Below are 23494 nucleotides of genomic sequence, written 5' to 3' on the forward strand. Positions count from 1 at the left end.
GTTTTTTATATGACAACCGATAAAAAAGTGCCCAAATATCGGCAGATAATAGACTATATGAAAGAAAAAATTGAAAACGGAGAATGGCCAATTGGAAGTAAAATCCCTAGTCAGCGGCAGTTAGCAAAATTATTTCATGTAAATCGAAGTACTGTAATAACTGCGCTAGATGAACTTATGGCAGATGGTTTAATTCAAGGACAAATCGGAGCAGGAACAATTGTAACAAATAATACATGGTCATTATTAGCAACTAATCCCCCGCCTGATTGGAGTGAATATGTAAAGGCCGGTATTCATAAACCAAGTAAGTTAATGGTGCGAGAAATAAATGAAGCAGAAGCAAATAAAACGCTTATCCATCTTAGTAAAGGTGAACTTGCACCTCATCTTTTTCCGCTCGAAACTATGCAATCTATAATAAAAAACGTCAGTGAGGAATTAGATTATTTCGGATACGAAGAACAAAAAGGTTTTTATCCGTTACGTGAAGCAATAAGCAAATACGTAAAATCATTTGGAATACATGCATCACCGGGTTCTATATTAATAGTCTCGGGTGCACTCCAAGCATTACAATTAATATCAATTGGTCTTTTACATAGAAAATCAACTGTTTTACTTGAACAACCTTCTTACTTATATTCACTTCATGTTTTTCAATCAGCAAATATAAACTTATCCGGTATATCAATGGATCATCACGGTATTTTACCTAACGACTTGTTAAAACGAATTAAATATAGTCAAAAGAATAATATTTTATATTCAATCCCTTGTTTTCAAAATCCAACGGGGATATTGATGTCCAAAGAGCGAAGAAAAGAAATATTAAAAATATGTAAAAAAGAGCAGTTGCCTATCATCGAGGATGATATTTACCGAGAGTTATGGATTGATGAATCACCTCCAGCTCCTTTAAAGTCAATAGATAAACATGGACATGTATTATATATTGGTAGTCTCTCTAAAACACTTAGCCCTGGACTTAGAATTGGATGGATAATTGGACCAGAACCTGTTATTGATAGATTGTCAGATATAAAAATGCAAACAGACTATGGATCAAGCTCTTTATCTCAAAGAGTAGCTGCTGAATGGATAAATGAAGGTTTTTATGAAGAACATGTAGCAAACGTAAGAATGCACCTGAAAAAACGAAGACAAATAATGATACGAGCTTTAAATAAATATTGTGCAGATATTGCATCGTGGGATATTCCTAGTGGTGGAGTTTTTATATGGCTAAAGGTTGTACATAACATTCCGATGAAAAAACTATTTTCAGAGGCACTATCAAAAGGAATTCTTTTAAACCCGGGACGTATTTATGAAGAAGAATCAGATCAGTACATTCGTTTATCATATGGATATGCTTCTCCAGAACAAATGACTAACGGAATTAAATTGCTCAGTGAATTAATTCGGAAGTTAACGGCATAAAAAAATCCTCTTTTGTTTTTGGAGGATTTTTTCACGTATTTTATTTACCACAATTTCATTTCCTGCCCTAATAAAATAAGTTCTTCATAAGGATCTCCGTCAATATTTAATACTTGAGCAAAAGCAGGTTCTGTTTTTAAACCTTGTTCCTTTAAGTGAATAACTTCTTCCCTTATATGAGGATGCTGCATTAATAACATGTGCTCCACTATCATATGTCTATATGCATTTTGATTACGCACTGGCTTAGGTTGAGCAAATAATTCAAATTCAAAACCTTCGAATTCAAAATTCACCTTTATCGATTCAGTACCTTTCATTTTTTTCTTTTTTATGTTGAACCCTCTATAAGAACCATATAAAGATCTCATTTCTTGCTCAAAAACATCAAAGTTATATACTTCCATTACAATATCTAAGTCAGATTGAGGAGTATCAATTCTTATCGGGATTGTCCCGCAAAGAACGGGATTATATAAAGCTAAATCCTCCATAATATTTAGTTTGTTCAAAACATCATATACCTTTTGTTGCTTGTCATTCCCTGATTGTAAATATGTAATAGATGTAAACATGGAAGTCTCTCCTTCATTTCACGTAATACGTGTCTCACTAAACTCAAGAAAAATTTGTCCGTTTAAACTTGTTCTAGAAGTACCTTTATTTCAATATATTAAGGCGAATAAACAATATGTTTCAACTTTTCTCCTATACTGCAATACTATAAAAATAAAAAAAGGAGGAATTATTATGAGCATTTTCAACGTTCTTTTAGCCATCCACATATTATTTGGAACGATATGTTTAATCACCGGTATTGTAGCGATGGTTGCTCAAAAGAAGAAAGGAAAACATACGGAATGGGGTGAAATATATCATGCATCCTATGTTGTGATCACCGTTACTGCCATTATATTATCCGTTATAAACTGGGATAAAATCGCATATTTATTTTATGTAGCAATTTTCTCTTATTCATTTGCGATTTATGGATACCTCGCACGAAAAAAACGTTGGAAGAATTGGCTTCACCACCATATTAGAGGTATGTTAGGCTCTTATATCGGTGCTGTTACTGCACTTTTAGTAAATGTCGGTATTCATATTCCCTTAATTAATTTACTTCCGCCTATATGGTTTTGGTTTTTACCTACATTAATCGGTATTCCTCTCGTAGCCAGTGTATCAAAAAAATATAAAAAGCGTAGTTAAACTTCATTACATTTTCGTTACTTTCTGATGATTATTATGAAAAATCATACTCAATGTAATATTTTTTTTATAAATTCAAGATCGTATTGCTTTAAGTTAGTCACTTAGCGCTAAATAAGAAGAATCCAATAACAGTATTGGATTCTTTTTCAAATTTCATTTCAATATCGGCTTTATGCATTCAATGATGTTACCATTTGGACCAAAAACCATCTTTGTATACTTGTGGGTACTTGTTTTATTGGTTCAGTGATAATTACACCATTATAGTTTAAGATTGTAATAACGAATGTAAACGATCCGGGTAATTCGTAAACATCCCATCAACGCCCCATAAAAGTAACTTTTTCATATCTTTTTCATTATCTACAGTAAATGGATGAACTTCTAATCCGTGCTTCTTTATTCTCTTTACATAAGCGGAATCAATATATTTATAGTTCATCCCAAGACCGATGCAGTATGTTTTATACTTTTTTATCTCTAATTCAGTTAATTGAACTGACTTTTTGTAAGGTAGTAATTGTACTAGCGGTAAAGTAACATCTAAACTATGAATTTTTTGCAGACTTTCTTCACTAAATGATTGAATAATAACGTTATCACTTATTTCGTAGTGCTGTATAATTTCTAATAGCTTCTCTTCCATACCAGCGTATTCATCTGGTGATTTTGTTTCAATATAATAGTTTGCACCATTCCCGAACGTTTCAATAATTTCTTCTAGTGTTGGGACTTTAGCATCTTCAAAGTCTTTCTTTGCTAAACTTGGATGCTTTTCATTGAAAAAAGAACCTGCATTAAGTTTCTTTATTTCTTCTAATGTATGTTCCTTAACTAGACCCGTACCATTTGTAGTGCGGTTTACTGTTTCATCATGCATAGCTACTAAATGTCCGTCTTTTGTCATTTGAAGATCAATTTCTATATAATCTCCTTTTAATTGTTGTCCTAATTTATACGCTGCTATTGTATGTTCCGGCGCATACGCAGAAGCGCCTCTATGTGCAATGTTTTTTATATGATTTGCTTGATTAATAGCTTTCGTGTACTTACGTTCATCTACTTTATGTAAAACGAAAGTACCTAGTAATATAATGGTGCAAATGATTGTAATGATATATATCTTTTTCATAATGATGTATTAACTCCTACATGAAAGCAATTTGGATCGAATAATTTATTCAATTAAATGTCGATTTTCAAATACAGTCATTTGTCCAACAGATTGAAAACCAGCCTTTTTATAAATATTAATCCCATCAGGTGAAGCTTGTAATACGCATTGAGAAACTTTCAATTGTTTTGCTTCTTGCAGCAAGTAATTAAACATAGTGGAGCCAAATCCTTGCCCTCGCATTTTTTCTTTAGTTGCTATATCATAAATACCAATACTATCTTTTGTACATACTAATGAACCAACAGATACGACTTCATCTTTAAAAATCCCTAAATATAGTTTCATATTTTCACTATTCCATAAATCGAAAGAAGCAGTTTCATTATAAAATGTTTGCACATGTATACCTTCCTCTGATGTACCAAATAGATTAGCTAACGTTTCCCCAAACTTTTTAATTTGTCCTAACGAAGATGCTCTTTGTATCGTAAAACCTTCTGGCATTTTTATTGTTGGTTGAATTGTCTTTAAGTCTGCTACCATCGCAATATTTTGTTCTGCTTCTTTTAAGCCAAGTTTTATTAATTCGTTTTTTATAGCCTGTTCATAGCTATTATCCCAAAACCAAACACACATTGGAAACTTCTTTTTATTATAGTTGTTTATCACTTTATATAATTTCTCAATGTCTTCCGTTACATCATTGTTTAGTAAAGTAATGATATTAAATGTATCTGCAGGTAAACCACAATCTACAGCAATGTAGTCCTTCGTTTCTTTTACATTCATTTCATGTACATGACGCGCAATATATGACATTTTATATGTGAAGTTATCTATTAATAACTGTTTATAATTCATTCTTTTTTCTCCTTTCATAAAAATTCGTATTCAAATCGTTCAGTATTAAATATAACATATACGAAATGTAACTATTTCTATAAAAATATCTCTATAAATCACTCTATACGCTCTGAAAGAATTAAAAATGATATAACGTTGTCGGAATGAAAAAAGTGGTATATAATAAATATTAACATTACTAGTAATTATTTTAGGTATTCCTAGAATAAAGACCTGCGGTAGTATGTCAACTGAAAAACAAAAGAATTTTTAGTTATCAAAGGCCTATTTACTAAAAAAAGACATCACGAAACTAAACCAGTAACGTATGTAATTTACTGGAAATTAATTGAAAGGTAGCGATGACAAGTTTTATGTCACACTTTCACGCACCTTTCTGGCGTAAAGAGTTGGTGACTACGTAGTAGCGCATCCACCAATCGCACAAGTTTTCTTGCGGTTAGAACGAGTGCACGTTTGTGTTGATGTTTTGGTACTTCATTATATTTTTTTACGTAATATTCTTGATAATCAGATACGTGCCTTCTTACTGAGTTGGCGGCTTCAACTAAGTAATACCGCAAGTAATGATTTCCATTACGGGATAACGAAGTGTTTTCTGCGGTGAATCGACCAGACTGGTGCGTACGCCAATATAATCCGGCATATTTTGCTACCTTGGTTTCATCATCAAATCTTTCGATTTGACCAATCTCAGCGATAATACCGGCGGCGAATACAGGACCAATTCCAGGAATGGACTCAAGTGTTTGCGTTAATCCAGCCATGATTCGCTTAATGGATTTTTCTAGTTCTTTGATTTGCTGTTGATAGGTACGAATCACCGCAATTGATGTTCCTAGAAGAACATCGATTGAGTCTTCTACGACCTTATCCAAACGATAGGAAGAGCGAACAGCCTTTTGAATGGTCGATGCGATACATTTTGGGTCACCGAATCGGTTTTTCCCTTTCTTTTGTAGGAACTCAGCGAGTTCCTCTAAAGGCATGTCAGCTAATTCTTCTAGACTGAATTTTTCAAGAAACAGTTCCATCATGGCGTTGCCAAAGATAGAAGAATCCACTTCTTGTGAGAACGTATTACATTTATAACTTAGGTGTTGGAGAAAATGTTGTTTTTCCTTTGTCAACATTCTAACGAGCTGATAACGAGATCTTGTTAATTGCTGGAGTGCCACATACTGACTTTCTTTTACGATGGACATTTGATTCCGTCCAAATCGTAAGTAATCAGCGATGACAAAGGCATCAATCTCATCTGTTTTATCCATGTCAGAATAGCTTTTCTTGAAATTTGCAATTTGTTTTGGATTCATCAGAAATACCTTTGCCCCAAACCGTTGTAAGTCTTCATCATAATGAAGAAACATAGATGGATGAAAACTATAAACAGATGTGGATTCTAGACCGATTTTAAAAGTTTCAATTTCTTGGTTGGCTATACACTGTAACACTCGCTCTTTGAGCGCTGTGGCACCTGGCAAGTCGTTGTTGACCGAAAAGGAATCTAGCTTTTTCCCTTCACCATTTAAAATACAAGCTTTTATATCAAACGAACTTACATCTAAACCAACAAATAATCTCATGTAAGAGACCTCCCTTCTATTTAGAATCATTCCTCGGACGTCTCGAGATATCTCTAGTGTGCACGCCGACCAACAACCTCGTGTATGAGAGCTAGTCCTGAATCGAAAGCCGCCCTAGAGCTACTAACATCTAGGTTCGAGGGTCAGGCTGCTCAGCCTGCGAGTAGGGAGTCCCGCACGTTCACTGAGAAACACTCTTAATTATGTGGTAAGTCCACAGGAGCGGTAAGAATTGTCCCAAATGATCCTAAGACCATTATCTAGAAATATCTTGAGACGTCCAAGAGTTATTTTACAGGTCTCTCATGAAAGTAAAAAAATTAAGTTTAAACATACTATACGAGGAGCGATACATATGAAAATTACTATTTATTTCGGAAGTCATGAAGATCAAGATGTTCGTACTATGGACTGTCATTTAGATGGAGAAGATACAGAAGAGATTGTTTCTGTATCATAATATAAATTGTAGGGATGAACCCTCTTCCCTACAGCGTTTAAGGCACCCTTTACAGGTGTCTTTTTTGTTGTTTTTTTCGTCAAAAACCCTTTACTTTATAGCGTTTTAATAGTAAAATATAAATATACGAACAAACGTTCTTTTTATTTTAATTGTACATGAAGGGATGATTTTTACAATGGCTCAAGCAAAGCGCAGAGGAAGAAAAAAGCAAACACCTATCATTTCAAATACAGGCTTTATCGGCTCTGTCTTTATTGATACATTGGAGTTACAAAAGAAATCCTATTATTTCGCTCGTAAAAAACTTCAAATTGTTCATCACGTACTTGATGGCCTCTCTGGGGCAACAAGTTCTCTATTTAAAGAACATAACATTTCAGCATACATGTCATGTGTGTATTTACATAAACAAAAGAAAATCGGCTTTGTTCTTTCAACGAAACCATTTGAACAAAGTGATGGTATTGCTTATTTTGTAAATTATTTAATCGAAAAGAATTTTTACGGTAATGATGAAGAAGTAGAATATCAAGAAGTATTTAATACAGGTTTTATTGGTGTAGTATTCGCTGATTTATGTAGTATAGATCGCTTTAATTTCGAGTTTGAAATGGGTATGTTAACGAAATTAATGAAAGATATGATTATTCCGGTTAAAGAACTCTTTTTACGCCACAATGTACCGGCTTACATCTCCACTTCTCATTTAGAAGAACAAAACAAATTAGGTTTCGTTTTATCTGTAAAACCGTATGATGAACGTGCAGAAGCAGATTTATATTTTGAAGCGTATTTAAAAGAGCGCGGGTTATTTATTGGTGATGAAGAAGATGATATTGATAAGATTGTTATTAGAAAAACAGCTGAATTACGATAGAAAAGCGCAGGATGCTGATCCTGCGCTTTTTAAGTTACGTTAAACACTATAATCTTTTGAATGAATTTCTAAATTTAACTTATTTGCTAAAATTTTATTCAAAGTAAAAAATACAATCCCTCCTGCAATGGGAAGCGTGTAGGCTGGAATGAAATTTAATAACAGTCCTGATATTGCAAGTGCTATTGGCTGCATTATTTTACCTAAGCTTAATCCAATACTAAGAACTCTTCCTCTATATTCTTCAGGAATCTCATTTTGCATGAAATACATTAAAGGAATATCAATTTGTGCTATCATAAATCCTAAAAAGAACATAATCATGCAATACGTAGTAACATATACCAAATTATTTACTACAATAGGTTTAAATAAAACAGGTATTCCTGAAACTATCATAAAAATTGCCAACATAAAACTTATTTTTTTCAATAGATAAGAATAAGAAAAACAATCAGTTATCTTTTTTACTAATATTGCACCAACTATCATACCTATCGGAAAAGTCCCTTGAATCATACCAAATTGCTTAGAATTAAGATTGAGAACTGTGTTAATAATGTATGGCAACGGAACGGTTACAGCAAAGCCTAAAAAGAAATTAAGAGAAATTAAAATACTAAAAGTATTTTTTAAGCTTTTCCGCTCCAATAAGTAAGAGTATCCCTCCTTTATATCTTCAATAAAATTAATTTCTCTAATTGAACATTCCTCATTTATGTTTTGCTCAAACAATTTAAAGTTAATAAACAATATGGAAATAGCCGAAAGGATAAATGAAATACCATTTATAATTATAAAAATTTTAATATCAAAGACTGCAAAAACAATCCCCCCTAACATAGGCCCTAAAATTAAAGATATAGAATCGATAATTTTACTTATAGAATTAATACTCATTAACCGTTCTTTAGTAACCATATTCGGTTTTACGGCCCCTAATCCTATTCCAAAAAACGTTGTAAATACTGTCATAAGAAAGGTAGTAGTATAAATAATGAATAAGTTTAATCCATAATAGTTGCTTAATATATAAACAGTTATTAATAAGCACCCGCTTAGTACATCCATACAAACGACGAGTTTCTTTTTATCAACCTTATCAGCAATGACACCAGCAAATGGATTCATAACAATCATTGGAATCGTTCCTAATATGAGCGTAATCGCAAAATGTAACGCAGATCCGGTTATTTGTAAAACATACAATCCTAATGCAAAACTATAAATTGAGCTACCGAATAGTGATACTGTTTTTGCAATTGAATATAAACAAATATTTCTTAGTTCTTGGTTTCTTTTTTTATTTTCTATATGTAATCGTAAACTTCCCATCACTTTTCCTCCACTTTTCTTTGTATTACATAAAGTGTAAATTCTCGGGTTAACCCAATATCAATACACTGTGTTTAAAAATTACTACAAAGAAATGAAAAAAGATGGAGTTAACCCCGTGCACATCAACTGAAGATATTAGTGCCTCCTACAACGATAAAAAATAAAATGATTAATAAGATCACATGTACAAATGCAAATTTTTTATTGAAATCTAAAAAATAATATGGTATCTTCTATTACGTTGATTAATTACATATGAGAATCATGTATAACTCCAAGAATATGGCTTGGGGGTCTCTACCAGGAACCAACAACTCCTGACTACAAAATGCGTCTTTTAGCGTTTGTAGTCAGGAGTTTTTTTGTTCTACGGTAAATAATGCAGAGAAGGGAATATAAAAAATGAATTTCAAAGTATTTATATTAGCTTTAGCAACGATAGCGGTAGGTCTTGTATAGCTTATCGTTGGAGGAATATTGCCAGACATCGCTAAAGATTTTAATGTTTCATTAAGTTCTGCTGGTCAATTAATTACAATTTTCGCCTTTACTTATGCAATAGCAGGTCCTGTATTATTGATTTTCACAAGTAAAGTGGAAAGAAAAAAATTATATATTATTTCACTTTACATTTTTCTAATTGGTAATCTACTTACTTATTTTAGTCCGAACTTTACTTTTATGATGATAGCAAGAATTTTAACTGCTATGAGTACTGCTTTAGTTGTAGTACTTTCCCTAACAATTGCAGCTAAAATTGTTAATCCCGCTTATCGAGCAAAAGCATTAGGATTAATTTATATGGGTATTAGCTCTTCACTTGTACTAGGAGTACCACTAGGCATATTAATTTCAAACACATTTGGCTGGAGAATTATTTTTTTATGTATAGCTATTTTATCATTGGGGTCTATTATCTTAATTTCAGTATTTTTAGATAAAATACCTGGAGAGGAAAACCGAACTCCTTTATCTATCCAATTAAAGGCCGTTTGTAGTCTTAAACTAGGATCTGCCCATCTAGCTACCATGTTTATGTTAGCAGGACACTATACTCTATATGCTTATTTTACTCCTTTTTTAGAAAATAAGTTTCACCTAAGCCCTTATTGGATTAGCATATTTTATTTAGTGTTTGGTATAGCTGCAGTAAGTGGCGGTGCGTTTGGCGGTGTATTATCAGATAAAATAGGCGCTCAAAAAAGTATTTTGATAGTTATTACTCTATTTGCTCTAATCTTATTTATATTACCGTTTACTGCAGTTTCTATTATCCTATTTATTCCTGTTATGATAGTTTGGGCTGCATTGAGTTGGGGGCTTGCACCACCTCAACAAAGTTATTTAATCCAAACTGCCCCGGATACGTCAGATATACAGCAAAGTTTTAATAATTCAGCCCTACAAATAGGAATTTCACTCGGCTCTGCAGTTGGAGGTATAGCTTTAAAACAAGTACATAATGTCGCCAATATGGCCTGGGTTGGTGGATCTTTAGTTTTATTATCTTTAGGTTTGGCTATCTTTTCTCTTACTAGACATACACCGACAAGAGACTGTCCAGTGAGTGCTAAACATTTAGATTAACATTCTCTTTTTCTTTTCATCGTAAAAAGTATAGATAGGAATCGTCATAAATAGTCCCGTTATAAAAACGGACTTTTTATGACGGGATTAACCCCATCTTTTTCCGAAAAATGAATATGTATAAATTTCTTCTCCTTGAACAAAGAAATCCTCGTACTTTCCCCCTCGTATCAAATAATTTGAAGTACTTTCATCAATCGATTGAAACTGTAGATTTTGGATTTCTTTCGTTACTTTTACAGATGTAAAATTCTCTCTGAGTCTAGGTGCAATTTGGCTATTTATACTAAATTTATTAAATAAAATAAACGAACTTAATAAATAACTATTGTGTTTAAAAAGAGAATTTAATTCGCACAATAAGAACTCCTCATGTTCAAAACTATAATTACTTGTACCTGATTGATCAATTACAATATCAATAGAATAATTCTGAATAGGTATGTTTAGAAAATCGGCACAGATAAATACAATATTTCTTTTCACATTTCTTCTCTCAATTACATCTTTTAAAAGTAAAAGTTTATTCAAATCTCGATCAACAGCAATATATAAACACTCTTCCGGTAGTTCTTCATAAATATTTCGTAAAAAGAACCCAATACCAGACCCTAAATCAAGTAGTATTTTTTCATTTAAATCTAATTGCATTAGTTTCTTTTTCGCCCATTCTCCTCCTCTTTGAACATTTTCCAAAAAAGCAGTATCAGTTTCATGAATATAATCCGAAATAGAATCTTCAAGTGATTTCTTTTCATACGCTTTCACTGAGTTACCAGCTGTTAAAACCCCTGAAATAATCGTGTATTCTTCACCACAATTACAAATTAACTTTCCCTCAATAATTTGATTCTTATTAATAATGCCATCTTCAAGAATTAAATTTCCGTTACACTTAACACATTTAAATAAATGAAGTACTTTTAAATCTACCCCTAAAATTGAACTCGAAATTTCAGTTTCTATAGATAAATTATGTAACGCTTCCTTTAATTTGCATTTTCGTTCCTCTAAAGTTTTTATTTCTTGTTCAATCTTTTCATATTTTACTTTAAATAAAGATTGATAAAAATTATCCTTTTCATAGCCTAAGGATTTCCCTAAATTTTTATAAAGAAACAGTTCTTTAATTTCATACAAGCTAAACCCTAGCCATTTGTACTCTAATATAAGTTCTATATCCTTTTGACAATACTCGTCAAAAAAATAGTGACTTCCTTTTTTCTCGGAAATAACGAGTCCGAGGTCCATATAATGTCTAATCGTATCTACACTTACATTATTTACTTCTGCAAACTTACTGATTTTCATCCTAATCACTACCATTTATATATTTGTTTATACATACTTCTTTATTATTTAAAAAAATCCTTTCATCTCCCTATACAAAATTATTTATGCTATGAAAAAGATGTAATTAATTTTAAAGTTCCGCCACATCCCCATTAAGCTAAGCTTATATAAGTTTAACTACTCCTTTTGTAATCTTGAATTTAAAAAAGAGTAGCAAGTAGTACGTTTATGTTTATATATCTAAAAAACTGTGAGTTCATGGATGAATTTAAAACTGCGGCGTAAGTACTGCAGTTTCTTCCTTTTTCATTGAGTTGAAATATGTAAAATTACGTACTTTAACTGTAGCGGACTTGTACTACGCGTTCATATTAATTTTATAGACGTTTAAGGATTTTGTTTTATGGGAAGTATTCTTGCTGTGAAATTAGGATTGTAAATATAGATGAACGTGATTCAAATCAAAAAAAGGTACTCCTAGAAGTACCTTTTTTACTATTCTATATGTGCGAACGCTTTCAAAATTATTGGATATAAATCGATGTACGCATTGTATTAAATGGTGCATTTATAGATGTCTTTTGGTACTCAAAAGTTCCTTGTTGGTGTCCAGAAGCATCCCATTTATAATACCAGCCAACGATTGGTCTTCCGCCAATTATAGTGGAATCAATACTTTTTACATTAGAACCATTCATTTTAGCAAATGGGTTTTGGCCATAGCCCATTTCTTTCGTTGTAATATATAAATATTTTCCCCCGTGGTTACGCGATGTGCTGAAGCTGTTCTGATTAATTGTTTCTACCCCGCCTAGCTCAGACTCTACTTGTACGACGTTTAGTGAAGTAAGTGGTGCTGCTGGTCCAGCTGAAGCTTCTGTTGCCATCCCTAATCCGACGAACGCTGTGATTGCTAACGATGAAATCCCTAGTGCTGCTTTTTTTAACATAAAAACATCCCCTTCCATCTATTGTTTTCTCTTTCATTGTCAATATAATCCTAATAATCTTATATGTAAATAGATTGTAACTGCAGAAATAATAGAAAGAATATTCTGATTTATTAACATTGAAAAATATGACTTCAACTTTTTTCGTTAAAGATAGTCATCAATCTCTAACTACCTAATGACCTCAAATAAACGCTATTCAAGCCATTTTAAGAGGTACAAAAGACCTTATAGTATATAAGGTCTTTCCCGACACTCTGAAAAAACCCGTGAATCATTCACGGGTTTTACTTTAATAACTGATTGCTATTGTACCTTCACCTGCATGAACTGCAAATGAAATTGGTAATGGATATAATTTGAAATCCATTTCAGGGAATGCTTGTCTAATATCTGCAATCCATTCTTCAGCTCCAGCTTTATCGTTAGCATGGAACATGTGAAGTACTTTTGGTAATTCTTTTTCAAGTTCATTTTTAATATATTCTCGACATTTTTGGATTTTACGAACTTTCTTTTCAAGTAAAAGCTCTCCACCTTTTACTTCTAATATTAAGTTAACACTTAATAAACTTCCAAGTAAAAATTGCATGCCCTTTACACGGCCACTTGCATATAGACCTTTTAAACTCTTTGGGAATACATGAAAAGGTCTTCTTTTTTCATCTACTAATGTTTTGTGTATATCTTGTAAAGTCATACCATCATTGTATAACGATTTCGCTTTTCTAATTAGTTCATCCATTGGATAACTTGTTGTTTCACTGTCTAATACCGTTAATGGAAAACCTGCCATTTCTGCAGCTAACTTCATATTTTGATAGGTTCCACTTACTTTTCCGCTAATAGCAACTGCAAATCCTTCTTCATATTCTTCTTTGCATTTCGTAAATAACTCTACCATTTCCCCAATATTAGGTTGTGAAGTAGTGACTGTTTTACCTTCGTTTAACGCATTATAAACCCTTTCACGTACACCTTCTTCACAATCTTTGTACGAAATTCCATCAATAATAACTTCGATTGGGATAACAAAGTTATCTCCTTCTGTTTTAAAATTCGCAGTTGTACTATCAGTAATCCAAGCAACACGCTTCATGTTGTTCCTCCCTTAATTCAATTCCTCTTTTCTAATTTTTCTATATATTTATGTTATGAAAAGAGAATATCCCTGTAATAGTAACAGGACTTTATTGTTTTGGCTATAGTAGATGTATATTAAATGTGACTATTTCTTGTCTATTTCACAAATAAAAAAGAAAATCAAGGAATTTGCTCGATTTTCTTGTTATCATATACTATTTAAAAGTTTCATTATCTAAAATTACAACATAATCATTCGTTAATCGGCCAGCTTCTTTTGTATAACTAACAAGCCTTTGTATATTATCACAGCAAATTTTTGCTCCCCATACGAGTAACGGTACGCCAATAAAATCGATATGGAACCTTCTAGAAAACAGCCCACCGAAAGTCATTGGTAAAGGTACGGTTGGTGATGTATTAGAAAAAATAATCTTTTCATGACTTTGATAATGTTTTTGCAAGATTTCTCCTAAATGCTTCATCGCTGGTACAACAACTTTTGATGCGCCGCATCCAATCGTATATACAGGATGACCATGTTCATCTATGCCATGAAAAATAATTTTTCCCATATCTTCTGTTTTCAATTTATTAAAGTAATCTACATTCAAAATTTCTTCTTTCGTTAACTTGCGATCCGTTGGTAATTTATTTAAATGATACGCTGCAGCTAGTGAGGTAGTATGTGTTCCACCAAAATCTGTGTAAATGTATATCATATTATCATCCCTTGTTGTAAAAGTTCAATGTTAATTAGTATTACCGTTCTTAGCAATGTTAAACAAGGGATGAATGTATTTACGCTTTTTGTGTTAATTCATTATATTTTTTCCAAATATAATAACGTCTACTAATCACAGTGCCTAATGTAATACATAAAAAGGCATTTGTTACAACCATTAATGTCTGGTGCGTACTACCCGAAAACATACTTTGTTTAATCATAATTTTTGCTCCTAAAATAACAAGAAGGATTATTGTACTTACCCAATTTCCTTTTCGTAGTACATGACCTGTTTCACTATCTAATCGAAATGTTAAAGCTCTTCCCCGTATAATCCCAAGACATAAGCCAATTCCAAGCATTACAACAAACAGTAGTCCTTGCAGCAAAGTTATTTGTCCCATATGAATAATGGATTGAACTGTTACAAAACACAACAAAGCCGGAATGAGCCAAATACGGTTTATTTTCACTTTTCGTTCTTTACTTTGCATCAAAACAATAATAAGAATAACAAGTAAAATATCCATTTAGAATCCTCCTATAAACTTGTTTATCTTTAAAGATTATATTCTCCTCTTTTCATTCCATACTTGAAATACCATAGCTACTTTCAAGTGTAAGATGAAAAATGTGATTTCTCATCAGCCTTAAGCATTATTTATAAAAATAAAAAGACGTACTTTTTACTCGTACGCCTTTAATAACTCGTTTAAACTCCTATTTATCAACTAATTCCACACCTTTAGAATTAGCTTTACCCAACACTCGAATGTTAAATTTATTAATAGCTTTTAAAAAGATAATATAAATACAATATCCAACAATAGAACCTATAACATTACAGATCACATCATCAATATCAGTAATACGTCCCACTCCACTAAATAAAGACTCAATTAATTGTAGCAATTCAATACTAGCTGATATAGAAAATCCTAATAAAATTGTATTTTTGAATTTCTTATATTTATCCCATAGGATTGGTGCTAAAAATCCTAAAGGCATTAATAATAAAATATTCCCGCCTACATTTCTTACAATTAGACCAATCATAAATAGGGTATCTCCATCATAAGCACTACCAATTTGATTGATGTCTTTAATAATTGATGCAAATGGTATTATATTGACCGAGCGATTCAGATTTTCAATATTAAAAGGAAAACCGATTGGTAAAGGGAATAAAGTTACTGCAACAACCATACAAATGTAGATCACAAATAAAAAACTTATTATTTCTTTCCACCAAATTACATGTTTTGTATTTTTGGTACTAATTAATATTCCACGTACAATTAAATAACAAATAACTCCTAAAATAATAAACACACTACCGTTAATCATATACAAATTGTTAACACATCCTTTCATATGAATTAATAATAAAAATTTACAACTATATAGTAATGTTTTCTAATTTAAAAATCCATATAATTATATATAATTGTACAGAATTACAAAAAAACCTTATTTAATAAATAAAGGGTTCCTCGTTAACTAAAATATTTTTCAAAACAGAAACAATCATGAACCCGTTTAAATTATTTTCGTATCTCTTCTTTTAAATCCATATAATTAAAAAGCTCTTTCTATTTCTATCATTAATTTTTCAGGTCCTGCCCCTTTATTCGACGTAATAACTAAAGTTATTCCTAATTCTGGATATATAGCCGAGCGAAAACTGACGCCTGGATCATATCCCATTACATGATATTTGAATACCTTGTTTTCTCGTGTTTCAATCCATATTCCATAGCCGTAGGACTGTTTATCATTTACTTGAATGTGAGGAGTTAAAAGTAATTTTGTATATTCCTTTCCTAAAATTTCATTATTAAATAGGGCCGCCCAAAATTTCAGCATGTCTGGTGCAGTAACATATGCACCTCCATCAGCTCCTCCTTTTATCGGTATAGAGTAGGCGTTTGTTCTCCAATTTTGGTTGGTTTCGTCCTTTATATATCCTAGAGCTGTATGTCTTGGTAATCTATCTAACGAAAAATAGCCAGAATCATTCATGCCAATCGGATTAAAAATGTTCTTTTCTATATACTCCGTAAATTTAAGTCCCGTCTGTTCTTCTATTATTAATCCAAGTATGATAAAACCTGCATTGTTGTAGTGAAACTTAGTTCCAGGTGCAAACATCATATTACTTTTTTGGAATAATGGTAAAAAGTCTTTTAAACTCTTTAATAGATACATAGGTGTTTGTTTCCAAAGATCTTCGAAGTTATCCATAATACTTTCATCAAAATAATCTGGTATACCAGCGCTATGCGTTAGTAGTTGATGTATTGTAATATCTTCATCGAAGTTTGAAAATTTTATCTCTAGACAATCTTTTAATTTTGTATGAAAAGAAATAAAACCTTTTTCAACAAGTTGACAGATGCCAATTGCAGTGAAAATTTTACATCCTGAGGCAATGCCAAATCTTGTTTGTATCGTATTGTTTATACATTCACTTTGGTTTGCGTAACCCAAAGCTTTTTCATAGACTAAGTCTTTTTCTTTTTTTACTAAAACTACTCCAGAGAAATCTATTTTCTTTTGTATTTCTTTTACAATTTTATCAATTTCATCTTTTGTTTTTATCACGACAACCACCCTTATCTTTCGGTATTGTTCTTTCCCCTTATTGATTTTTCCATATAAAGGGGAAAGAACCCTTTTATTAAATACGATAAATTGTTAATGAGAACACAAAGTTCATTTCGAATTTATCCCGCTATTTGTGGACAGTAAGACCCCCATCTCAAAATTCAGCGAAAGCAAAGAAGTTAAGTGGGGACCCTGCTGCCCGTAAAAGCTCGATTGGTGAGGGCTGATAATCAGTGGGGGGATGCCCCCTGATTAAAGTTTCACTTTATTGATTCAGTAGAATACAACTTAGATTGTGATGGGAATAAAGTAAACACACACAAGACGATAGTAATAAATAACATAATCAATGAACCTACAATAACTACAAGTTGTATAGAAATGAACTGAGTCGCAACACCAGATAATATTGTAATAAAGATTGTTACTATCGCAATAACAAGTCCATATATACTCCCAATCCGTCCCATCATATGAACAGGGATATTATTTTGGTAAAATGTATAAAATCCTGTATTTGCATATGCCATTGAAAAAGATAAAATAAAGAATCCAATAGCAGCTATTAAAAATACATTTGAAAAAGCATAAATTAAATAACCAATTGCAATGAATAATGATCCTATTCCAATTAGAAGTGAAGGTGCTAATTTCTTTGACAAAATTGTATTTGTTATGGCACCTAAAATAAATCCTGCACCAGCTATACTAACTAGAAAACCATATTCACTATCTGTTAGTAGTAATACCTCTTTTGCAAACGATAGTTCAAGTGAATCAGTAGCGGTTGCTAATACGAACATACTTTGAAATAAGAAGTACACGCATACGACATACACATGTTTTCTACTAAAATTTATAACAGTGATCCAATCTTTTTTTAATACTGTAAGGGATAATGTATTACTAGTTGTATCCGAATCTTTTTTCTTATCAAGATTCGGTAAAAGTAATGTAATGAATCCTGATAAAAGAAATGCTATAGCATTTATATATATAGCAAAATCTGGTGTACTCGCAATTAATAAAACCCCTGCTATCGCCGGACCAATTAAAGATGCACCAGATCCTATTAAACTACGTAATGAGTTGAAACGTTGTCTTTGTTCTACTGGAATTAATTTCGTCATATACGTCATAGCAGTTGGCTCATAAATTGCACTGGCCATACTTATAAAGAATACGAATACATAAACAATCCAAAGTGACGGAAGTAAAGGTAAAATAGCGATAAATAACGCCCGATATATATCGAGGTGAATCATTAACTTCCGTTTATTTAAACGATCAATCATACTCCCAGACCAAGCGTTTGTAAATAAAGTGGCTAAGGGTTTTATTACATATAAAGTAGCAACAGCTAAGGCTGAGCCGCCCATATGATAGACAAGTACATTCAATGCTATTAAGTAAATCCATGCCCCTAAATTCGCAATACCAACACCGGACAGTAATAGTAAAGGATATTTCCAATCTTTAAGAAAGTTTTTCATTTTTGGCCCCCGCTTTCCAAATTGTTTTAAAACAATAAAAAAATCCCACCCCCAAGACTTTTAATCTTAGGGACGAGATTTATCATCGCGGTGCCACCCTAGTTTGTTAATATGTCACCATATTAACCTTATCAGGTACTGCATTCTAACTCATGCTTATACCATAGCTCTATAACGGGAGCTCCCGTCACACCATCCTCTAATAATAGGTTCCGATGCGCTGCTCAGAGGCTTGGTTCAATAAAGAATTTTTACTCCTTTTCAGCTAAATGGAGCTCTCTGTGAAAAATTCATTTTATTTACTCTTCTCTTCACTGCATTTAATTTTTTCCATATTATCACAATTGTTTTTAACTGTAAATAAAAAATAATCAGACATTTAATGATGTGTCTCTGTTAATTCATTTATTTATTGTTTTTTCTAAAAATTACGGTGCGTGAAATTACTTACAGCTCTAAAGAAAGAGCCATTTGCATCTAGCTCCTTCCAAATACCTGAATTAATTCGTATTCGCCTCTGTTAACGGTTGTAACGGCGGTTCTAATTCTAGTTCTAGTGTATCTCCTTCTTGTAAACTTTGTCCTTTTTCAATACTTTGGCTCGTTACATAACCCGTACCAGATGTTTTCAAATCTAATTTCAAAAGCTTAGAGAAATACATAACATCACGCATGGACCAACCTTTTAAATTTGGCATTTGTGCGTTATTCCCTAATAAAAATATACGATCCCCTTCACTCATTACCTCGCCAGACTGTGGATATTGTTTTATTGTTTTTCCTTCTCCTAAAATTATTGGCTGTATCTTCTCTTTTTCTACACTTTTCTCTGCTGTACCCATCGATTGATTTACATAATTTTGTACTTTTAATTGAGATTGCTTCGTTGCATCAGCTATTTGTTTTTCTGTATACGGTTTCACCTTTAAATATTCAAGGCTGTTTTTTATAACAGGTTTAAATATTTCAGCAAGAGGCTGAGCTCCATACTCATCTCCTTTTAACTTTGGCTGCTTAATAGCTAAGTATACGATTAACTCCGGATCATCAATTGGAGCCATTCCTAAAAAGGAGAAAATGTAATTCTCTTTCCCTTCCATATATCGGCCGTTTTCAGGATTCGGGATTTGTGCTGTTCCTGTTTTACCTCCAATTGGATAACCATCCACTTTATACATTGTACCAGTTCCTTTTGAAGATGTTATGACACGCTCCATTAAGCTTCTAACTTTGTCCGCCGTTTCTTTTTTTATCGGATTCCCAATTTCTTTCGGTTGATTTTCCATAATAACTTCTTTGTTTGTTGGATTTACAACTTTATCAACAATATATGGTTGCATCATTTTCCCGTCATTTGCTATAGCAGTAGCCGCTTGGATTAATTGAATCGGAGTTACTGTAGAACCTTGGCCGAAAGAAGTTGTAACCTGTTGAATTTGCGTATTTAATAATAAAGTATTTTTACTTTCACCAGGTAAATCTATTCCTGTTTTTTGATTGAATCCAAATTTATTCATATATTGCTTAAATTTATTTGGCTTCAGTAACTGATCTTCTAAAATAGAAAAAGCTACGTTTGATGACCTTTCAAAACCTTCATCAAATGTAATAGATCCCCATCCAAATCCACCATTATGGTCTTTTATATCAGATGAACCAACGGAATATTTCCCAGATTGAAAATACTCTTTTCCGTTATATACACCTTCATTAATGGCAGCTGCTAACGTAAAAACTTTCATTGTTGAACCTGGTTCATATGCATTTGCAATCGGATCATTTAAAAAGTATTCGATATCACCTACATTAGGATTGTAACTCGGTTTACTAGACATCGCTAAAACCTTTCCTGTTTTTGGATCAGCAATAATGCCAATTAACATAGAAGGATCATAATGCTCTTGTGCTTTGTTCATCGCTTCTTCTAAAAAGCTATTAATTTGTTTATCAAGCGTTAAATATACGTTATTCCCATTTTTAGCAGGTTCTACTTTTCCTATATCATTCGTAAGTGGAATCCCTCTTCGTGTTCCCACATATTCTATATTCCCGTTTGTAGAGCGCAAATATTTATCCAAACTCTTTTCAAGCCCAAACTTTCCTTCCGTATTCCCTTTATCATCTGGTCTAGCAAAACCCAGTATATAGGATGCAAAATCTTCATTCGGATACACTCTTGCTTTTTCCGACATAAAAGATACACCTGGTATTTTTAAATCATTAATTTTTTCCTTCGTTTCCCTAGATAAGTTCCGACCAATTTTTCCAATTTCAACTTGCGTACGCCCCTCATGAAAGTTTTTTAATACTTCTTCTTTATCAATTTCAAGTACATCGGCTAATTGTTGTGCGGTTTCATCTTTATTTTTCACTTTATCTTTTCCTTTTAAATTCACAACAACTCGATACGTTGTAGAATCTTGTACTAACACCTTTCCCGTTTGGTCATAGATAGTACCACGATTCGCTTCTAAAACACCTTTTTTATTATGTTGTTCATCCGCGAGGTCCTTTACATTTACATTATGCACGACTCCTACTGCCTGAATATAGAATATACGCAAAATCATAATAAGAAACAAAACAATAAAAGCAATCATCATATATCGAGCGCCTTTATTCGTTTGAAGTTTTTGCATACTTATCTCCTCTCTTTTGGAATGGATTCGTACGAAGATACGTTTTAAAATTTGTAGTTTTTGTTTACGATACTATATGTTTCGAAGTTTTCTTTTTAATTCCTTTAAAACAATGCAAAACTAACTATTGTTATTTTTTGTTTTATTTAATTAAAATACGGTGCGTGAAATTTCTGAATATTAACTTCACCAAAACTTGATTGCATAGCACTCTAAACTCTTTTCTTATTTACTATAAAAAGTTCCCATCTGGATTTCCAAATGGGAACTTTTTATAAGAAAATTATGCGATATGGTTATATTTTGCTAAGAAAGGAATTCGTCTCGCTACTAATGCATACATTTTGAATACAAATTTCGCTATTGGTTCAAACATACGTGTACTTTGCATTACTAAACCGCTCGTAACAAGTGTTAAGAATGCTGCACCAAGTATATCTAAAGGATAATGAACACCTACGTACATACGTGATATACCGACTAACACAGCCCATAATAGCGCGATATATTTCAGTTTTTCTCCTCTAAGAATAAATACGAAGGCGATTGAAAATACAAGTACAGAATGATCACTAACAAATGATGAATCTGCTGCATGTGGTACTAATTGATGTACATCATGTGATACGAACGGACGCGGATGGTAATATACCGCATGTATAAGAACATTTACTACTAATGCAATAATAACCGAAAGCGTCGTATATAAAACTGTATATTGTTTTCTAATTGCATTCTCTTTCTTTCCATTATTAAACCATAAGATAAGCATAAATAAAATGGCTACGTATGCAGCGCTATTTGTAATTGCAACCATTATCGTATCTAATAGTTTGGATGAATCAGCAAAATTATTAAACCACTGAAATACTGTGTAATTCATAATACTCTCTCCCTACTTACAAGTGTTCTTGATTTACACAGTATACAATACCATTATGAAAATGGGCTTAAACTTTTCTCATCTAATTCTCATTTTACTATTACTCATGTGACAATTATAAAACAAATTTTATACGCTATTTATGTATAAAGTTCGTAAACCTTTATAATAAGGCGATTCGTTTTTTTTTCATGTTTGGAATACATAACATATTCATTTAAATATACTAATTGCAAAATCATATTTTTTAATTCATTTGAAGTACAATATTTCCAAATTGTTCTCCATGTTCCATACGGCTTAGTGCTCGAATTGCTTCTTCTAACGAGTAAACTTTGTCAATAATTGGTTTAATTTGATATTTTTCTATAAACTTTATCATCTCATTAAATTCCTCACGGCTACCCATGGATGTTCCCATAATATCAATTTGATTGTAAAATAGCGCGCGTAATGGTAATTCAATTTTATCTCCTGAGCTTGCACCAAAATTCACGATTCTTCCGTTTGGTTTTAATACATCAAAATATTTCAAAAAAGTTGCTGGACCTATACTATCTATTATTAAATCTACTTTTTCACCTTGTAAGCCCTCTTCCCAATTTCCGGCACTATGAAAAGAAATATCTGCACCATATTTTGCAGCAAGTTCCCTTTTATTCTCTACCCTTGAAGTAACACTCACTTTTGCGCCAATTGCTTTCGCGAATAACATGGCAAATGTAGCAACACCACCGCCTATTCCCGGAATTAAAACGTGTTCGCCGCACTTCAATCTCCCTTTTGTAAAAAGCGCTCTATATGCAGTTAATGCGGATAAAGATAAAACACCTGATTCTTCCCAAGTAAGATATGACGGCCTTTCTACTACATTTTCAGCTGGTACAATTACATATTCAGCAAACGTTCCATCTTTCGGTCCACCTAGCACTTCCGGTAACTCCGGTACTTCAGTAGCATGTTCCCATCCAATACTAGGATTAATAATAACTTCTGTATGTAATATGTTATCAGAAACACCGTTTCCAATTTCCGTAACAATACCTGCACCATCTGATCCTAAGATTAAAGGCAATTGCATTTCTTTTCTATTATTCATAATAAATAAATCCCGATGATTTAAGCCTGCTGATTTTAACTTCACTTTAACTTCCCCATCATTAAGTGCTCTCTCAGGTGATATTTTATATTCTACACCGTCAAATCCAGTTTTATATTGATGTACGATAGCTTTCATTATTATTCCCCCTTAATAATTTTAATGTACTAGAAATTTCGAAATAAACAAAATGATTTGATCGTAAAAAAAGAAGGAATGCAAGAAGCACC

The 23494-nt window shown here is 32.4% G+C and carries 20 protein-coding genes, 1 pseudogene, 1 riboswitch and 1 other annotated feature; of the genes and pseudogenes, 4 read left to right on the forward strand and 17 right to left on the reverse strand.

Features of this window, described 5'->3' with window-relative positions:
* Window positions 1-9 precede the first annotated feature (9 nt).
* On the forward strand, window positions 10-1443 hold the full coding sequence (gene norG, locus ACXKY9_RS14725; protein WP_000205600.1) for an efflux pump transcription regulator NorG: 1434 nt from the start codon (window positions 10-12) through the stop codon (window positions 1441-1443).
* A 44-nt stretch (window positions 1444-1487) separates the two neighbouring features.
* On the opposite strand, the gene ACXKY9_RS14730 is transcribed toward norG, so the two are convergent.
* The gene (locus ACXKY9_RS14730; RefSeq protein WP_000495176.1) at window positions 1488-2018 is read right to left on the reverse strand and encodes a DUF4269 domain-containing protein; all 531 of its coding nucleotides are present in this window, start codon (window positions 2016-2018) and stop codon (window positions 1488-1490) included.
* 175 nt (window positions 2019-2193) lie between these two features.
* Here ACXKY9_RS14730 and ACXKY9_RS14735 point away from each other — a divergent pair, with 175 nt between their 5' ends.
* Window positions 2194-2655, forward strand: a complete 462-nt coding sequence (locus tag ACXKY9_RS14735; protein ID WP_000021774.1) for a DUF2306 domain-containing protein — start codon at window positions 2194-2196, stop codon at window positions 2653-2655.
* A 271-nt stretch (window positions 2656-2926) separates the two neighbouring features.
* Here ACXKY9_RS14735 and ACXKY9_RS14740 read toward each other — a convergent pair whose 3' ends face one another.
* From ACXKY9_RS14740 to ACXKY9_RS14750, 3 genes are all read right to left on the reverse strand, one after another.
* A complete protein-coding gene (locus tag ACXKY9_RS14740; RefSeq protein ID WP_000725523.1) occupies window positions 2927-3790 on the reverse strand; it encodes a glycerophosphodiester phosphodiesterase in 864 nt (287 codons plus the stop codon).
* A 45-nt stretch (window positions 3791-3835) separates the two neighbouring features.
* The gene (locus ACXKY9_RS14745; RefSeq protein WP_001107073.1) at window positions 3836-4636 is read right to left on the reverse strand and encodes a GNAT family N-acetyltransferase; all 801 of its coding nucleotides are present in this window, start codon (window positions 4634-4636) and stop codon (window positions 3836-3838) included.
* A gap of 359 nt (window positions 4637-4995) precedes the next feature.
* Window positions 4996-6225 carry an IS110-like element ISBth166 family transposase gene (locus tag ACXKY9_RS14750; protein ID WP_001236345.1) on the reverse strand — a complete coding sequence of 410 codons (1230 nt, stop codon included), beginning with the start codon at window positions 6223-6225 and terminating at the stop codon, window positions 4996-4998.
* Between the two features lie 626 nt (window positions 6226-6851).
* Between ACXKY9_RS14750 and ACXKY9_RS14755 the strand changes: the two genes are divergently transcribed.
* Window positions 6852-7565 (forward strand): hypothetical protein, encoded by a 714-nt coding sequence (locus ACXKY9_RS14755; protein WP_002196556.1) that lies wholly within the window; start codon window positions 6852-6854, stop codon window positions 7563-7565.
* 39 nt (window positions 7566-7604) lie between these two features.
* On the opposite strand, the gene ACXKY9_RS14760 is transcribed toward ACXKY9_RS14755, so the two are convergent.
* The gene (locus tag ACXKY9_RS14760; RefSeq protein ID WP_000535168.1) at window positions 7605-8900 is read right to left on the reverse strand and encodes an MFS transporter; all 1296 of its coding nucleotides are present in this window, start codon (window positions 8898-8900) and stop codon (window positions 7605-7607) included.
* A gap of 247 nt (window positions 8901-9147) precedes the next feature.
* Window positions 9148-9247: riboswitch (purine riboswitch) on the forward strand.
* Between the two features lie 118 nt (window positions 9248-9365).
* Between ACXKY9_RS14760 and ACXKY9_RS14765 the strand changes: the two genes are divergently transcribed.
* Window positions 9366-10490 (forward strand): MFS transporter, encoded by a 1125-nt coding sequence (locus tag ACXKY9_RS14765; protein WP_228161167.1) that lies wholly within the window; start codon window positions 9366-9368, stop codon window positions 10488-10490.
* Window positions 10491-10577: 87 nt separating this feature from the next.
* Here the strand turns inward: ACXKY9_RS14765 and ACXKY9_RS14770 are convergent, their stop codons facing one another.
* From ACXKY9_RS14770 to ACXKY9_RS14825, 12 genes and pseudogenes are all read right to left on the reverse strand, one after another.
* Window positions 10578-11801, reverse strand: a complete 1224-nt coding sequence (locus ACXKY9_RS14770; RefSeq protein WP_000703291.1) for a MerR family transcriptional regulator — start codon at window positions 11799-11801, stop codon at window positions 10578-10580.
* Window positions 11802-12307: 506 nt separating this feature from the next.
* The gene (locus ACXKY9_RS14775; RefSeq protein ID WP_015382392.1) at window positions 12308-12733 is read right to left on the reverse strand and encodes a DUF4879 domain-containing protein; all 426 of its coding nucleotides are present in this window, start codon (window positions 12731-12733) and stop codon (window positions 12308-12310) included.
* Between the two features lie 292 nt (window positions 12734-13025).
* Entirely contained in the window at window positions 13026-13832 is an 807-nt protein-coding gene (locus ACXKY9_RS14780; protein ID WP_000831921.1) for a DegV family protein, read from the reverse strand.
* A 199-nt stretch (window positions 13833-14031) separates the two neighbouring features.
* Window positions 14032-14538: a DUF3189 family protein gene (locus tag ACXKY9_RS14785; RefSeq protein ID WP_000639421.1), complete on the reverse strand. Its 507-nt coding sequence runs from the start codon at window positions 14536-14538 to the stop codon at window positions 14032-14034.
* 79 nt (window positions 14539-14617) lie between these two features.
* Window positions 14618-15073: a CcdC protein domain-containing protein gene (locus tag ACXKY9_RS14790; protein ID WP_000353706.1), complete on the reverse strand. Its 456-nt coding sequence runs from the start codon at window positions 15071-15073 to the stop codon at window positions 14618-14620.
* Window positions 15074-15263: 190 nt separating this feature from the next.
* Window positions 15264-15896 carry a VanZ family protein gene (locus tag ACXKY9_RS14795; protein ID WP_000281852.1) on the reverse strand — a complete coding sequence of 211 codons (633 nt, stop codon included), beginning with the start codon at window positions 15894-15896 and terminating at the stop codon, window positions 15264-15266.
* Window positions 15897-16039: 143 nt separating this feature from the next.
* Window positions 16040-16108, reverse strand: a pseudogene (locus tag ACXKY9_RS14800) (GNAT family N-acetyltransferase); the annotation flags it as partial.
* A gap of 13 nt (window positions 16109-16121) precedes the next feature.
* Window positions 16122-17147, reverse strand: coding sequence for a serine hydrolase domain-containing protein (locus tag ACXKY9_RS14805; protein WP_000598047.1), 1026 nt, complete (start codon window positions 17145-17147; stop codon window positions 16122-16124).
* A 263-nt stretch (window positions 17148-17410) separates the two neighbouring features.
* Complete coding sequence (locus ACXKY9_RS14810; protein ID WP_000787864.1) at window positions 17411-18643, reverse strand: MFS transporter; 1233 nt, start codon at window positions 18641-18643, stop codon at window positions 17411-17413.
* A gap of 65 nt (window positions 18644-18708) precedes the next feature.
* Window positions 18709-18967, reverse strand: a binding site (T-box leader).
* A 176-nt stretch (window positions 18968-19143) separates the two neighbouring features.
* Window positions 19144-21282: a penicillin-binding protein gene (locus ACXKY9_RS14815; RefSeq protein ID WP_001170939.1), complete on the reverse strand. Its 2139-nt coding sequence runs from the start codon at window positions 21280-21282 to the stop codon at window positions 19144-19146.
* Between the two features lie 283 nt (window positions 21283-21565).
* Window positions 21566-22165 (reverse strand): undecaprenyl-diphosphatase, encoded by a 600-nt coding sequence (locus tag ACXKY9_RS14820; RefSeq protein ID WP_001110120.1) that lies wholly within the window; start codon window positions 22163-22165, stop codon window positions 21566-21568.
* 247 nt (window positions 22166-22412) lie between these two features.
* On the reverse strand, window positions 22413-23402 hold the full coding sequence (locus tag ACXKY9_RS14825) for a zinc-binding dehydrogenase (protein WP_000644549.1): 990 nt from the start codon (window positions 23400-23402) through the stop codon (window positions 22413-22415).
* Window positions 23403-23494: the final 92 nt, after the last annotated feature.

This window comes from Bacillus sp. 2175 (assembly GCF_057812155.1).

Excerpts from the sequence above, each read along its gene's own strand:
- norG (WP_000205600.1), top strand. The coding sequence starts at position 10 with ATGACAACCGATAAAAAAGTGCCCAAATATCGGCAGATAATAGACTAT.
- ACXKY9_RS14730 (WP_000495176.1), bottom strand. The coding sequence starts at position 2,018 with ATGTTTACATCTATTACATATTTACAATCAGGGAATGACAAGCAACAA.
- ACXKY9_RS14735 (WP_000021774.1), top strand. The coding sequence starts at position 2,194 with ATGAGCATTTTCAACGTTCTTTTAGCCATCCACATATTATTTGGAACG.
- ACXKY9_RS14740 (WP_000725523.1), bottom strand. The coding sequence starts at position 3,790 with ATGAAAAAGATATATATCATTACAATCATTTGCACCATTATATTACTA.
- ACXKY9_RS14745 (WP_001107073.1), bottom strand. The coding sequence starts at position 4,636 with ATGAATTATAAACAGTTATTAATAGATAACTTCACATATAAAATGTCA.
- ACXKY9_RS14750 (WP_001236345.1), bottom strand. The coding sequence starts at position 6,225 with ATGAGATTATTTGTTGGTTTAGATGTAAGTTCGTTTGATATAAAAGCT.
- ACXKY9_RS14755 (WP_002196556.1), top strand. The coding sequence starts at position 6,852 with ATGATTTTTACAATGGCTCAAGCAAAGCGCAGAGGAAGAAAAAAGCAA.
- ACXKY9_RS14760 (WP_000535168.1), bottom strand. The coding sequence starts at position 8,900 with ATGGGAAGTTTACGATTACATATAGAAAATAAAAAAAGAAACCAAGAA.
- ACXKY9_RS14770 (WP_000703291.1), bottom strand. The coding sequence starts at position 11,801 with ATGAAAATCAGTAAGTTTGCAGAAGTAAATAATGTAAGTGTAGATACG.
- ACXKY9_RS14775 (WP_015382392.1), bottom strand. The coding sequence starts at position 12,733 with ATGTTAAAAAAAGCAGCACTAGGGATTTCATCGTTAGCAATCACAGCG.
- ACXKY9_RS14780 (WP_000831921.1), bottom strand. The coding sequence starts at position 13,832 with ATGAAGCGTGTTGCTTGGATTACTGATAGTACAACTGCGAATTTTAAA.
- ACXKY9_RS14785 (WP_000639421.1), bottom strand. The coding sequence starts at position 14,538 with ATGATATACATTTACACAGATTTTGGTGGAACACATACTACCTCACTA.
- ACXKY9_RS14790 (WP_000353706.1), bottom strand. The coding sequence starts at position 15,073 with ATGGATATTTTACTTGTTATTCTTATTATTGTTTTGATGCAAAGTAAA.
- ACXKY9_RS14810 (WP_000787864.1), bottom strand. The coding sequence starts at position 18,643 with ATGAAAAACTTTCTTAAAGATTGGAAATATCCTTTACTATTACTGTCC.
- ACXKY9_RS14815 (WP_001170939.1), bottom strand. The coding sequence starts at position 21,282 with ATGCAAAAACTTCAAACGAATAAAGGCGCTCGATATATGATGATTGCT.
- ACXKY9_RS14820 (WP_001110120.1), bottom strand. The coding sequence starts at position 22,165 with ATGAATTACACAGTATTTCAGTGGTTTAATAATTTTGCTGATTCATCC.
- ACXKY9_RS14825 (WP_000644549.1), bottom strand. The coding sequence starts at position 23,402 with ATGAAAGCTATCGTACATCAATATAAAACTGGATTTGACGGTGTAGAA.